Genomic DNA, 13,545 nt, shown 5'->3' with positions numbered 1-13,545 from the left:
TGTTTGGTATATTCCATTTAATGGAACCACCAGACACAGGACGCCCTTTTGAAACACTTTCTATTTCTGCTACTGCTTTTACCCTTAACGGCGATCGCCAATGACCAATACAGTAAACAGCACTGTGATGCCCTTAAAGCCGAAAAGGAGCGCATTCAAGAGCGCTTTACTAAGCGTTATGGCGTTGCCAAGGGCAACAGACTTAACGAGCGCGACAGAGAGTTGTTTATGCTCATATCCAAGTATTGCCGCTCACCTATTGATAACCGGCTATCAAATTCAGATTCCCAGCCCACTTTTGATGAATACCGCTCCAGTTCTTCAGCTTCTTCAATGGCCATTAATGATAACTGGTCAGCACAAAACCGCGTTTACCAGGGTGAGAAGTTAAAAGCCTGGGAAACCTTTTACAAAATGCCTGCCAGATGCCGCCAAAAATCTCCCCAGCACGATGATTTTGTATTTTGCGCCGATGATAAAGCGCAGCAGAAAAAGGCATTTGAGCAGTATTGGCGCAATAGGATTAAATTAAACTGATGGCCGCAGGCCATGCAGCGAGCATCGACCGGAGGGAGACGCGCAGCGGGTACCAAACCCGCTTTTGGTAGCACCTGCCTTTTTTCGCGTCAAACTACCCCAAATTTCAATCCGCCGCCCGGTCGCGCCCTGTCGACCGCTTTAGGCGGCAACGCCGCCATAGATAGCTCTGGCGAAGCCAGGCATTATCTCGCTTTAGCGTTCCGCAGCTTGCTGCGTTCCTCTTGCGCCGTCTCCGGCGCCGCGCATTTTTCTCCCTGGCCGTCTCCGGCCACCGCCGCAGGCGTCCCCTCTTGGCGCGTCTCCGCGCCCGCGATTTTTCCGGCACGCTAAGCCCCAAAAAAACAACTTATCTCGCAGCAGACCGGCAGGCAGACAGACGCAAGGCGGCTGGCTGACGGGCTGCGATTCAGTTCGGAGTTCTATTACATCCGAACTGAGTCCGGACTTCCGGAGTAAACCGCACCGGTACCGGAGAAATGGCCATTTTTCGAGCAAAGCGAGAAAACTTACAAAAAAGGCCAGTTGATTAAACTGGCCTTTGAGCTAATATAACACAATGAATTTAAAGGATATTATTTAACATAAAAATTGCATTATGGGATATAAAGTATTAGGCTGGAAAGGTGCTATTTCTGCCGGCTAACGGCTGGTTCATCAAAATATTCGTAATTACCATCGCTTAGCGCTTGCTGCCTGCGCGCTTTGCTGGCATTGCTGCCTTGGCACTGTTCGACGCTACAGCCAAACACTGCGATATGCGCGCTTTGCATCAGATGTTGCACATCGTCTCTGCTACATAGCTGCATTAACTCACCAGCCTGAATAAAGCCCTGAGTACGGTAACGCTGCGTGCTGTTATCCTTTCCGGTTTTACTAAGCTGAAAAATTTGCGTGAACTGTGCCGACAGTTCACTGATAAAAGCTGCTTTGTCCAACATTAATCCCCGACCGGTTTTATACCTACCTGACTGGCTTCGCCTGCGTCATTAACCTGGCGTACTGTTAATAACAACTGATCTAACTGTACCCGGTCACCAATAACCACCCGACGGTGAAAACGCTGGCCAATGTAGCCAGCCAGCGTTTGTTTGCTGTCTAACCCCTCAAGGTTTATCGTGTAAAACGCATCCAGATCGCTCAGGCTGATATTACCGTTAAGCACAAAGTCACCGAAGAAGTTGCTATTACTCAGTACCGATTTTTCTGCATCATTCGCCAGCACTTCACTAATTTTTTGTACATGCTTTAACTTTGCCAATACCATTAAGGTGTCTTTGGCATTAAACACCGGTTTTTTATCCGGTAATAGCCATTCGCCATCGCGGATAACGCCCAAAAATTGTATTGGCTGTTTAAACTGCAGATCCTGCCAGCTTAATGCCAGCACCGGAGACGTATCGCTAACTTTAAACGCCAGCACTTCCATTACATCATTGCTGGGCACGGCATCCAGAGGCATGGTTTGATCCGGTGCCAGTTCTTTTGGTACTTCCAACTTTAACCAGCGCGCTACCGGCACTATAGTCCAGCCTTGCAGCACCAGAGAAACAATCACCACCACAAAAGCCACGTCAAAATACAGATGCTCGTCGGGCATGCCCGCCAGCCAAGGGAATAATGCCAGAATAATGGGTACCGCGCCGCGCAAACCGACCCAGCTGATAAACAGCTGATCCCGGGAGGGAAAACGAAATGGAATTAAACTAACCAATACCGCTATTGGTCGTGCGACAAATATAAGCACAGCAGCCAGCAGTAATGCCGGCACCAAATGCTCAAGCAAATTAGTTGGCACAACCAGTAATCCCAGCATTAAAAACATACTGATTTGACTGATCCAGGCCAAGCCGTCATGCATGCGTAAGATATGGATAATTTGTGGTAACCGTGCATTGCCAACCAGGTAACCCATTAAATAAACAGCGAGAAAACCACTGCCACCAAACATATTGGTAACGGCATAAATAAAGATGCAACTGGCTACTGCTAACAATGGGAAAAACGCAAAACTCAGCGGTAATTTACGGCACAACAGCACAAACACCCGCCCTGCACCATAGCCCATAACGCCGCCGACAACCGCTTGTTGTAAAAAGGTTTTAGCCACGCCCCAGTTTAACGGTTCGCCCTGTGCCAATACGCCAACCAGCGTTAAGGTTAGTATCACCGCCATAGGGTCGTTACTGCCCGACTCTATTTCCAGTGTCGAGGCTACCCGCTCTTTAATACGTAAACCTTGTGATTGGAAAATGGAGAACACTGCAGCGGCATCAGTAGAGCTTAAAATGGCACCCAGTAATAACCCCTGCAGCAAGGTTAAATTCAATAAGTATGCTGCGGCTACGCCAACAATGCCGCAGGTTAGCACCACGCCCACCGTTGCCAGCATTGAGGCCGGCGCCAATGCCACACGGAAACGCTCCGGATGGGTGCGCATGCCGCCGTCAAATAAGATAATGACCAGCGCGATAGAGCCAATTAAAAAAGCAACTTGAGGATTATCGAACTGAATGCCAACCAGGCCTTCTTCACCGGCCAGCATACCGATAATAAGGAATACCAATAGCATAGGCGCGCCAAGGCGCGCCGAAATAAGCGTGGCTATAATACTGATAACAAAAAGAAAACCGCCAATTAATATCGCGAGGTTGATACCATCCACCCTAACCTCCTGATTAATTAAGCGTTTGCAATCTCCCGCACGATGGCGTTAAGCGCAGCCAGGGGATCAGCCGCTTTGGTAATAGGACGGCCAATCACCATATAATCTACCCCTACAGCAAGCGCCTCGGAGGGCGTCATCACCCGCTTCTGATCGTCCTGGCTACTCGCGGCCGGACGAATACCGGGCGTGACCAGCATAAAATCCTTGCCGAACTGTTGTTTTAACAGTGTAGCTTCCTGTGCCGAACACACCACACCATCTAAGCCGGCTTGCTGCGTTAACGCCGCAAGCTTCAGTACCTGCTGCGCCGGAGTCAGGCTGATACCCAGCTCCGCTAAATCGGACTGCTCCATACTGGTTAATACTGTAACAGCAATAAGGTGCGGCTTTTCAGTACCATAAGTTACCAGAGATTCACGAGCCGCGCTCATCATTTTACTGCCACCACTGGCGTGAACATTCACCATCCATACGCCTAAATCTGCAGCGGCTTTCACCGCTTTGGCGACGGTATTGGGAATATCATGAAATTTTAAATCCAAAAATACATCAAAGCAGCGCTGCTGTAATTCCCTCACCAATTCTGGACCAAAATGGGTGAACATTTCTTTACCCACTTTCAGCCGGCATAATTGCGGGTCAAGCTGGCTAACCAAATTCAGGGCTTGTGTTTTATTTTCAAAATCCAGGGCCACCACCACAGGGGTCTGACAAGACATGCTTTTTCCTTTAACTAACGACCGTCAATACCAGCAACGGGCTCAACGGTTTCCCATTGCTGACAAGACGGACACAACCAATAATGATTTCGGGTTTTAAAGCCGCAGTTGCGGCAGCTGTATAACGACTTTTTATCCAGATAGGCATTAACCAACTCTTCCACTGAAGACAGCACCTCCGCAGCGGGTGCCGACTGCTGCTGACGGATCTGTAACAGTTGTTGAAACACCCGGATACTGGGTTGCTGCGTTAACTTATCCAGTAAAAACTGCTCTGCCGCTGTAGCTGAGCCGTGTTCTGCCAGCCAACGCGCCAATAGCACTACCGCACTAATGTTGTGCTGTTTGTTGGCTAACTTGCTTAACAACTGATACCACTCGTCATCCGCCAGCTGGCATTGGCGTAACAGCGGTAAAATATCGGCCGCCCACTGCGGCTTATGGTCAACGATATATAACAAGGCTGATTTGGCCAGCAACGGTTGCTGCTGGTTTAATGCACACTGTGCCAGTTCAAATTTCGGCCGGATAGCTAGCGGATACTGCTCACACAGCGACATTAAATGATCAACGTTTTGCTCTGGTGCCTGCTTTAACGCTTCGACCAGCATATTAGCCATGGCGACACGCAACGAACGCGATGTGGTGCTCTCTACCGCCTGGCGGTACTGTTCAGCTTTGTGCCATTCGTGGGTAGCAATAAAAATACTGAACAACTGTTTTAATGCCATTTCGGCGAGTTTGGGCGATTTTACCAGGTTAACTAACAGCTTTTCAGCTCTGTCGTACAAGCCGGCGCAGAAATAATCTTTTGCCAGTTCAAATTGTATTTGTTGTGCCTGCGGTTTGGGTAATTTAAGCTGATGTAACTTTTCATGAATGCGAATAGCTTTATCCCAGTCGCCTTTGCGGCGAAATAAATTCGCCAGCGCCAGATAGGTTTCGATGGTTGCCGCTTCAATGTCCAACAGCTCAAGCAATTGCTCGATTGCTTTATCTTCTTGATCAGTAAGTAAGAAATTTAAACCAGAAGACAAATTGCGGGTTATGCTGGCCCGGCCTTTCAGCTCTTTGTGTTTTACGCTGTTGCGGCCCATAAACCAACCATAGGCTGCTGCTACCGGTAATAATAAAAACAGCAGCTCTAACATAGGCTAGTTGCGGTCCGCTGATTTACGCAGCCAACCCTTCGTTTTACGTTGTATGGCATACAACAAAGCAATCAACAGGCCAAGTAGAATACCCAGCAACAGGAAGATCAGGGCAATATCAACAACACGTAACTGCACACTGACGATAAGAAGATGTAAATCAGCAAGTTGCTGATTAATAGAACCAAACAGCACCCCTACTATCACCAGGGCTACCAGTACAACGATAAAAAGTAGTCTGCGCAAGGGAAACTCCGTTTACGCCTGCAAACTCAATACATTGAGGCTCAGGTGTTGTCTTTTACCCGGTCACGTAACTCTTTGCCCGGTTTGAAATGCGGTACATATTTACCATCCAGCTCTACTTTGTCACCAGTTTTTGGATTCCGGCCAACACGTGGAGCACGGTAATGTAATGAGAAACTGCCAAAGCCACGAATTTCAATGCGTTCATTGGCGGCTAAAGATTGTGCCATCTGCTCGAGGATTTCTTTAACTGAAGCTTCAACATCCTTGACCTGAATATGGGGGAAATCAGTAGCTAATTTTTCAATTAATTCAGACTTGGTCATAGACCCTCCGGCAAACCTGCGGTTGGATAAAGCAGGAGGCACAAGCCCCCTGCTTTGTTAGCAATTAATCCTGCTTCTGAGCAGCTTTAAATGCTTCGGCCATAGCGTTACCACCAAAATCAGCTTCTTGTTGCTTGCTGTTGATAGTATCCATAGCTTCTTTTTCTTCAGCTTCGAATTTCGCTTTGATTGACAGGCTGATTACGCGGTTTTTGCGGTCAACACCCATTAAACGAGCTTCAACTTCTTCGCCTACTTTCAGTACGGTAGTGGCATCTTCGATACGCTCACGCGCGATATCAGATACGCGGATGTAACCTTCTACAGCACCTTCTAACATAACAGTAGCGCCTTTAGCGTCAACGGCAGTTACTTCACCTTTAACGATAGCACCTTTTTTGTTGTCAGCAAGGTAACCATTGAACGGATCTTCATCCAGTTGCTTGATACCTAAAGAAATACGCTCGCGCTCTGGGTCAACTTGCAGTACAACAGCGTGTACTTCGTCGCCTTTCTTGAATTCACGTACCGCTTCTTCGCCAGTGGCATTCCAGCTGATGTCTGATAAGTGAACCAGACCATCGATGCCGCCGTCTAAGCCGATGAAGATACCGAAGTCAGTGATTGACTTGATCTTACCGCTTACACGGTCACCCTTGTTGAAGCCCTTCGCGAACTCTTCCCATGGGTTAGCTTTACACTGTTTCAGACCTAATGAAATACGACGACGTTCTTCGTCGATTTCCAGAACCATAACTTCAACAGAATCACCCAGGTTAACCACTTTAGATGGGTGGATGTTTTTGTTAGTCCAGTCCATTTCTGAAACGTGTACTAAGCCTTCAACGCCTTCTTCGATTTCAACGAAGCAGCCGTAGTCCGTCAGGTTAGTTACACGACCAGTGATGCGAGCACCTTCTGGGTAACGTGAAGCGATAGCTGCCCACGGATCTTCGCCCATTTGCTTCAGGCCTAAAGATACGCGCTGCTTCTCGCGGTCGAATTTCAGTACTTTTACTGGAATTTCGTCGCCAACGTTGACGATTTCGCTTGGGTGCTTAACGCGCTTCCATGCCATATCCGTGATATGCAGTAAGCCATCTACGCCACCTAAGTCAACGAATGCACCGTAGTCAGTCAGGTTCTTAACGATACCTTTAACTTCCATGCCTTCTTCCAGTGTTTCTAACAGCTGGTCACGTTCATGGCTGCTTTCTGACTCAATCACCGCACGACGTGATACCACCACGTTGTTACGCTTCTGATCCAGCTTGATAACTTTGAACTCAAGTTCTTTGTTTTCCAGGTGCAGCGTGTCACGCACCGGACGTACGTCTACTAATGAACCAGGCAGGAATGCACGAATACCATCAACTTCAACCGTGAAACCACCTTTAACTTTACCAGTGATAACACCGATAACAGTTTCTTTGTCTTCACAAGCTTTTTCCAGGCGTACCCAGGCTTCGTGACGCTTGGCTTTTTCGCGAGATAACAGGGTTTCACCGAAACCGTCTTCAATCGCGTCTAAGGCTACGTCAATGATGTCGCCGACGCTTACTTCGATTTCGCCGTTCAGAGATTTGAACTGCTCAACCGGAATAGCGGCTTCTGATTTCAGACCGGCGTCAACCATAACGACGTCTTTCAGAACAGCTACAACAGTACCTTTAACAATGGCACCCGGACGGGTTTCGATAGACTTGAGGCTTTCCTCAAATAATTGTGCAAAATTTTCAGTCATATTCACTTTTTCAGTTAAGTGCGCCACAGAACGTCATGTTCGTATGGGGTTGCTAAATTTACCTGTTTAAATCCGTTTAACAGGCTGTCCAAAATGCGGTTTTGGCCTGGTTCATACTACTGCAGGCAGTTTCATGCCAACGTAGTTCAGTACCTCTTCCAACACTTGTTCAATGGTTTTACTGGTCGAATCCAGCATATAGGCGTCGGCTGCCGGTTTTAACGGCGCGGTAGCGCGGTTCATATCACGCTCGTCTCTGGCCTGGATTTCGCTCAAAAGGTCGCCGATATTAACATCAAAGCCCTTTTCTTTCAACTCTAAATAGCGCCGTCTGGCGCGCTCTTCCGCGGTGGCTGTTAAAAAGATTTTAACCTCTGCCTGCGGAAAGACCACAGTCCCCATATCTCTGCCATCGGCGACTAAACCGGGCATTTCGGCAAAGGCACGCTGACGGCGTAACAAGGCTTCGCGCACGCGGGGCAAAGAGGCAACTTTTGATGCCACTTCTGCCACTTCCTGCGTGCGAATGGTATGCGACACATTTTCGCCTTCGAGTGTAATGCGAATGTTACCCTGTTCGTCGCTGCTAAACTGCACATCTAAATGCGCGGCCAGCGGCTGCAATGCATCTTCATCGTCGCAGGCGATCTGATGGTGCATTGCGGCCAAAGCCAGCACCCGGTAGATGGCGCCACTGTCGAGTAATTGCCAACCTAAACGCTGGGCCAGTAAGCGGCAAATGGTGCCTTTACCGGCGCCACCGGGGCCATCTATGGTAATTACTGCTGCAGAGTGTGGCATCCTACCCCCTTTAAAACTGCTGGTTAATCGGATTTCAAAACGGCGCTATTATACAGGTTTTCGTGACAAAATCTGTGTTTAATTCAGTTTAACTACGGTAAAAGACGCACAACAGGACGGTTGTGCGTCTACAGGGAAGAGTCGCTAGTGGGCTAAACGGGCAAAGGTGTCAAAGTAGCCCGGGAAGGTTTTCGCAGTGCAATCTGGATCTTCTATCGTCACCGCGGTGTCACTTAATGCCACTAGCGAAAAACACATCGCCATACGGTGGTCATTGTAAGTTGCGATGCTGGCATGTGTTAACTTTGGCGGCGGCGTTACTTTAAGATAGTCTTCACCTTCTTCCACCTCAGCACCCACTTTACGCAGCTCTGTTGCCATCGCCGCTAAACGGTCGGTTTCTTTTACCCGCCAGTTATATACATTGCGGATCACCGTTGGCCCTTTAGCAAAGAGCGCCGTGGTGGCAATGGTCATAGCGGCATCGGGTATGGCGTTATAATCCCGGTCAATACCGTTGAGCTGGTTTCGCGTAACCATAATGTAGTCGTCGCCCCATTCAACCTCAGCACCCATCACTTCTAAGGCATCAGCAAAGTGAATATCGCCCTGCACCGCATGTTTGCCAATACCGGTCACTTTGACACTTCCGCCTTTAATGGCTGCAGCGGCCAGAAAGTAAGATGCCGATGACGCATCGCCCTCAACCAGCCAGTGGCCAGGCGAGCGATAGCTTTGTTTGCCTTTAATGCTAAAACGTTGATAAGCATGGTTTTGTACCTGAACGCCAAAACGCTGCATTAGCGCCAGAGTGATATCAATATAAGGCTTAGATACCAGCTCGCCGGTAATTTCAATTTCACTGTCGCCGTCAAGTAATGGCGCCACCATCAATACCGCCGTTAAAAACTGACTGGAAATGCTGCCGTCTATTTGCATGCTGCCGCCTTGCAACGGCTTACCTTTGATCTTAAGCGGCGGAAAGTTTTCGTTGCCAAGATAGTGCACATCAGCCTGCCACTGACGCAGCGCATCGACCAGATGGCCAATCGGCCGCTCATACATGCGCGGCTCGCCGGTTAGCGTAACGTCGACATTAGAAGCTGCCAGCGCGGCGGTTAAAGGCCGCATCGCCGTACCGGCGTTACCAAGGAACATCGTCAGCGCATGCGGATGGTTGAACAAGCCGCCAATACCATGCACTTCGCACTTAGTACGGCAGGCAGATAGTTTATAACTGACACCTAACGCCGTTAAGGCATTAAGCATATGTTTAATATCATCACTATCGAGCAAATTAGTAATGTGCGTTGTCCCCTCGGCCAGTGCTGCCAGTAATAGCACACGGTTAGAGATACTTTTCGAGCCGGGTAAATGCACTTCACCGGCGACCTTTGCAATTGGATTAAGGGTTAATGTTTTCATCCGTGTACCCGCTCAAATTCCTGCATAAAACTCACCAGCGTTTGCACGCCTTCAACTGGCATAGCATTATAAATACTGGCGCGCATACCGCCGACCATACGGTGGCCTTTTAACGCCAACAGGCCATGTGTTTCAGCTTGCTCAACAAACATATCGTTTAAGCGCTCGTCGCCCAGGAAAAACGGCACATTCATCCAGGAGCGGTAGGCTTTATCAACATCGTTGCTGTAAAAATCGCTATTATCAATAAAATCATATAGTAAACTTGACTTTTCTTGGTTACGTGTAGCCATTGCAGTAACGCCGCCCTGCTGTTTTAACCATTTAAACACCAGTCCTGCCAGGTACCAGGCAAAAGTTGGCGGGGTGTTAAACATGCTATCGTTGTCGGCCGCCAGACGGTAATCCAGCACTGAAGGAATAGCGGCCTCTTTAGCTGGTAATAGGTCTTCGCGCACTATGGCCAGGGTTAAACCCGACGGGCCGATATTTTTTTGCGCACCGGCATAAATAACGCCATAGCGGCTAACGTCTATTGGCCGCGATAAAATGGTCGAGGATAAATCGGCAACGATGGGGCTGTCTGTTTGCGGTAGGCCGCTAAATTCAACACCGTCTACCGTTTCATTCGGGCAGCAATGCACATAAGCAGCGCCTGGCGTTAATTGCCACTGCGAGGGAGCAATAATAGTGCGAATACCCCCTGCGCTTTTTTGGCGGATGTCCTGCGCCTTAATATTGCCGAACTTTACCGCTTCTTCTACTGCCGATTTTGACCAGGCACCAGAGACAATATAATCGGCACTCTGGCCCGGTTTTAGCAGATTCAGCGGCACGGCTGAGAACTGGCCACGGCCGCCGCCGTGCATAAACAACACCTTGTAATTGGCCGGAATACTAAGTAAATCGCGTAAGTCCTGCTCAGCTTCTGCCGCTACTTTGATAAACGGCTTGCTGCGGTGGCTTATTTCCATTACCGAGCAGCCATGCTGTTGCCAGTTAATAAATTCCTGTTGTGCCTGCTGCATCACCTCAACCGGCAACATGGCCGGGCCGGCACAAAAATTAAACGTAGTCATCTTTACTGCGCGCTCCTGATTTGGCGTTTTATTTCACTGGCCTGGTTGCTACTTATGCCGGCTAGAGCCGATCTTATTGTTTAAATTACCAACGGCTAAAAAGCAAAACGAGCGCAGAAGCGCCCGTTTTGTCTGGGTGTTACTCTTCTTCATCCTGCGCTAACTGCGTATCCGTCAACGCAGTGTTAGCCGCTTTTTCTGCCTCTGCAGCAGCCAGCTCTTCTGCGTCCTGAATTTCGTCAATTTTCTCCACGCCCACCACTTTTTCATTTTCGGCGGTGCGGATCAGGATCACGCCCTGGGTATTACGGCCGACCTCGGATACCTCATTGACGCGGGTACGCACTAAGGTGCCCTTGTTTGAAATCATCATGATTTCATCCAGTTCGTTCACCTGTACAGCACCGACGACCAGGCCATTACGCTCAGACACTTTAATCGATACTACACCCTGAGTTGCTCGGCTCTTGGCTGGATATTCCGTTAGCGCTGTGCGTTTACCATAACCATTTTCCGTTACTGTCAGGATAGGCCCGTCACCGTTTGGAATGATTAATGATACCACTGAGCCGCCCTCACGCAGTTTAATACCGCGCACGCCGGTGGCTGTGCGGCCCATGCCGCGTACCTGATCTTCAGTGAAGCGCACGACTTTCCCGTCATCAGAGAACAGCATAATTTCATTGTTGCCATCGGTGATGCCAACGCCGATTAAGCGGTCACCATCGTTCAGGTTAACAGCAATAATGCCGTTGGAACGTGGCCGCGAGTATTCCGTCAGTGCCGTTTTCTTCACCGTGCCGTTGGCCGTGGCCATAAACACATATTTATCGGCCGCGTACTCGCGCACTGGCAGAATGGCGTTAATACGCTCGCCTTCTTCCAGCGGCAATAAGTTAACAATAGGCTTACCGCGGGCGGTACGGCTGGCCAGTGGCAATTGATACACCTTCATCCAGTACAGACGGCCGCGGTTAGAGAAGCACAAGATAGTATCGTGGGTACTGGCCACCAATAGCTTATCAACAAAGTCTTCATCTTTTACAGTGGTAGCGGCTTTACCCTTACCACCACGGCGCTGCGCTTCGTAATCCGATAGTGGCTGATACTTGGCATAACCTAAGTGCGATAAGGTAACCACTACATCTTCTTCGGTGATCAAGTCTTCCATATTGATATCCAGCATATTGTCCTGGATATCCGTACGGCGGGCATCGCCATATTGGGCTTTAACTGCCTCTAACTCTTCACAGATCACTTCCATTAAGCGCTCTGGGCTGGCCAGAATGTGTAACAATTCTGCAATCAGCTCAAGCAGTTGCTTGTACTCGTCCAGAATTTTTTCGTGTTCAAGGCCGGTCAGCTTATGTAAACGCAAATCTAAGATGGCTTGCGCCTGCTGCTCTGTCAGGAAATATTTACCGTCGCGAATACCAAAGTGCGCTTCCAGCCATTCTGGCCGTGCGGCATCCTGGCCCGCCCGTTCTAACATCGCACTGACATCGCCTAACTGCCAACCGCGATCAACTAAGCGTAGCTTAGCTTCTGACGGGCTGGGTGAGGTTTTAATCAGCTCGATAATTTCATCGATATTGGCCAGCGCTATCGCCAGGCCTTCTAAGATATGGGCCCGGTCGCGTGCTTTGCGTAAATCATATACGGTACGGCGGGTCACCACTTCACGGCGGTGCAGCACAAAGCACTGTAGCATCTCTTTTAGGCTGAGCAGCTTCGGCTGGCCCTGATCCAGCGCCACCATATTAATACCAAACACCGTTTGCATCTGGGTATTGGCATACAGCTGGTTTAGCATCACATCGGTTGACTCACCGCGTTTCAGCTCGATAACAATGCGCATACCGTCTTTATCAGACTCATCGCGCAGTGCCGAGATACCTTCAATACGTTTTTCTTTTACCAGCTCGGCGATTTTTTCAATTAAACGCGCTTTGTTTACCTGATAGGGAATTTCATTAACGATAATAGCTTCACGGCCAGTTTTCTCGTCTGTTTCCACCTCAGTCTTGGCACGGATATACACCTTGCCACGGCCAGTACGATAAGCTTCTTCAATACCTTTACGGCCATTTATAATGGCTGCAGTCGGGAAATCCGGGCCCGGGATGTACTGCATCAGTTCATGCAGCTCGATATCCGGGTTTGCGATTAGCGCCAAGCAGCCATCAATTACTTCTGTCAGATTATGTGGCGGGATATTCGTCGCCATACCTACAGCAATACCGCTGGAGCCATTAACTAATAAGTTAGGCACCTTAGTTGGCATAACCGCCGGAATTTGCTCTGTGCCATCATAGTTAGGCACATAATCAACCGTTTCTTTATCCAAATCGGCCAGCAGCTCATGGGCAATACGTGCCATGCGCACTTCGGTATAACGCATCGCTGCAGCAGAGTCGCCATCAATCGAACCAAAGTTACCCTGACCATCTACCAGCATGTAACGCAGTGAAAACGGCTGCGCCATACGTACGATAGTGTCGTATACGGCACTGTCACCATGCGGGTGATATTTACCAATAACGTCACCCACAACACGGGCAGATTTTTTATAGGCTTTGTTCCAGTCATTGCCCAGTTCCTTCATCGCGAACAATACGCGACGGTGTACCGGCTTTAAACCATCCCTTACGTCCGGTAAGGCGCGGCCAACAATAACGCTCATGGCGTAATCGAGGTACGAATTTTTCAATTCGTCTTCGATATTGATAGGAACTATTTCTCTGGCCAGATCTGTCATAAAACGCTAATTTCCCTTAAAATCAGATAGATAACTCGCTTTTGTCGATGTTATAGAGCGCGAGACAACGCAGGATTCTAACACAGAAAAT

Annotated in this window: 12 protein-coding genes; 1 reads left to right on the top strand and 11 read right to left on the bottom strand. The window is 49.0% G+C overall.

Translation table 11 applies throughout. The annotated features are described in order from the left end of the window. Window positions 1–48 precede the first annotated feature (48 nt). Window positions 49–537 (top strand): hypothetical protein, encoded by a 489-nt coding sequence (locus tag EYB30_RS13875; RefSeq protein ID WP_166839503.1) that lies wholly within the window; start codon window positions 49–51, stop codon window positions 535–537. A 629-nt stretch (window positions 538–1,166) separates the two neighbouring features. On the opposite strand, the gene EYB30_RS13870 is transcribed toward EYB30_RS13875, so the two are convergent. The 11 genes from EYB30_RS13870 to gyrA all read right to left on the bottom strand — a co-directional run bounded on the left by EYB30_RS13870 (window position 1,167) and on the right by gyrA (window position 13,454). Beyond that, on the bottom strand, window positions 1,167–1,478 hold the full coding sequence (locus EYB30_RS13870; RefSeq protein ID WP_166839502.1) for a hypothetical protein: 312 nt from the start codon (window positions 1,476–1,478) through the stop codon (window positions 1,167–1,169). Next, window positions 1,478–3,202, bottom strand: a complete 1,725-nt coding sequence (locus EYB30_RS13865; protein ID WP_166839501.1) for a potassium/proton antiporter — start codon at window positions 3,200–3,202, stop codon at window positions 1,478–1,480. The genes EYB30_RS13870 and EYB30_RS13865 overlap by 1 nt, the downstream gene beginning before the upstream one ends. A gap of 17 nt (window positions 3,203–3,219) precedes the next feature. Further along, complete coding sequence (gene pyrF, locus EYB30_RS13860; RefSeq protein ID WP_166839500.1) at window positions 3,220–3,924, bottom strand: orotidine-5'-phosphate decarboxylase; 705 nt, start codon at window positions 3,922–3,924, stop codon at window positions 3,220–3,222. A gap of 14 nt (window positions 3,925–3,938) precedes the next feature. Then, a complete protein-coding gene (locus EYB30_RS13855; protein WP_166839499.1) occupies window positions 3,939–5,075 on the bottom strand; it encodes a tetratricopeptide repeat protein in 1,137 nt (378 codons plus the stop codon). Window positions 5,076–5,078: 3 nt separating this feature from the next. Then, on the bottom strand, window positions 5,079–5,321 hold the full coding sequence (locus EYB30_RS13850) for a lipopolysaccharide assembly protein LapA domain-containing protein (RefSeq protein ID WP_166839498.1): 243 nt from the start codon (window positions 5,319–5,321) through the stop codon (window positions 5,079–5,081). Window positions 5,322–5,362: 41 nt separating this feature from the next. Beyond that, window positions 5,363–5,689 (bottom strand): integration host factor subunit beta, encoded by a 327-nt coding sequence (gene ihfB / locus EYB30_RS13845; RefSeq protein WP_277816736.1) that lies wholly within the window; start codon window positions 5,687–5,689, stop codon window positions 5,363–5,365. 22 nt (window positions 5,690–5,711) lie between these two features. Next, window positions 5,712–7,391, bottom strand: a complete 1,680-nt coding sequence (rpsA, locus tag EYB30_RS13840; RefSeq protein ID WP_166839684.1) for a 30S ribosomal protein S1 — start codon at window positions 7,389–7,391, stop codon at window positions 5,712–5,714. A gap of 111 nt (window positions 7,392–7,502) precedes the next feature. Further along, complete coding sequence (cmk, locus tag EYB30_RS13835; protein ID WP_166839496.1) at window positions 7,503–8,192, bottom strand: (d)CMP kinase; 690 nt, start codon at window positions 8,190–8,192, stop codon at window positions 7,503–7,505. A gap of 144 nt (window positions 8,193–8,336) precedes the next feature. Continuing rightward, window positions 8,337–9,617 (bottom strand): 3-phosphoshikimate 1-carboxyvinyltransferase, encoded by a 1,281-nt coding sequence (aroA, locus tag EYB30_RS13830; RefSeq protein WP_166839495.1) that lies wholly within the window; start codon window positions 9,615–9,617, stop codon window positions 8,337–8,339. Then, on the bottom strand, window positions 9,614–10,696 hold the full coding sequence (gene serC, locus EYB30_RS13825) for a 3-phosphoserine/phosphohydroxythreonine transaminase (protein ID WP_166839494.1): 1,083 nt from the start codon (window positions 10,694–10,696) through the stop codon (window positions 9,614–9,616). Before serC ends, aroA begins: the two co-directional genes overlap by 4 nt. A 139-nt stretch (window positions 10,697–10,835) precedes the next feature. Further along, window positions 10,836–13,454, bottom strand: coding sequence for a DNA topoisomerase (ATP-hydrolyzing) subunit A (gene gyrA / locus EYB30_RS13820; RefSeq protein WP_166839493.1), 2,619 nt, complete (start codon window positions 13,452–13,454; stop codon window positions 10,836–10,838). Window positions 13,455–13,545 lie beyond the last annotated feature (91 nt).

The organism is Rheinheimera pleomorphica (assembly GCF_011634895.1).
Taxonomy (GTDB): Bacteria; Pseudomonadota; Gammaproteobacteria; order Enterobacterales; family Alteromonadaceae; genus Alishewanella; species Alishewanella pleomorphica.
Note: the sequence above shows the minus strand (reverse complement) of the source record. Positions and strands in the feature narration are given on the sequence as shown.

What these genes read in the sequence shown, in the direction of transcription:
- EYB30_RS13870 (WP_166839502.1), bottom strand. Translation starts at nt 1,478, where the DNA reads ATGTTGGACAAAGCAGCTTTTATCAGTGAACTGTCGGCACAGTTCACG.
- pyrF (WP_166839500.1), bottom strand. Translation starts at nt 3,924, where the DNA reads ATGTCTTGTCAGACCCCTGTGGTGGTGGCCCTGGATTTTGAAAATAAA.
- EYB30_RS13855 (WP_166839499.1), bottom strand. Translation starts at nt 5,075, where the DNA reads ATGTTAGAGCTGCTGTTTTTATTATTACCGGTAGCAGCAGCCTATGGT.
- rpsA (WP_166839684.1), bottom strand. Translation starts at nt 7,391, where the DNA reads ATGACTGAAAATTTTGCACAATTATTTGAGGAAAGCCTCAAGTCTATC.
- cmk (WP_166839496.1), bottom strand. Translation starts at nt 8,192, where the DNA reads ATGCCACACTCTGCAGCAGTAATTACCATAGATGGCCCCGGTGGCGCC.
- aroA (WP_166839495.1), bottom strand. Translation starts at nt 9,617, where the DNA reads ATGAAAACATTAACCCTTAATCCAATTGCAAAGGTCGCCGGTGAAGTG.
- serC (WP_166839494.1), bottom strand. Translation starts at nt 10,696, where the DNA reads ATGACTACGTTTAATTTTTGTGCCGGCCCGGCCATGTTGCCGGTTGAG.
- gyrA (WP_166839493.1), bottom strand. Translation starts at nt 13,454, where the DNA reads ATGACAGATCTGGCCAGAGAAATAGTTCCTATCAATATCGAAGACGAA.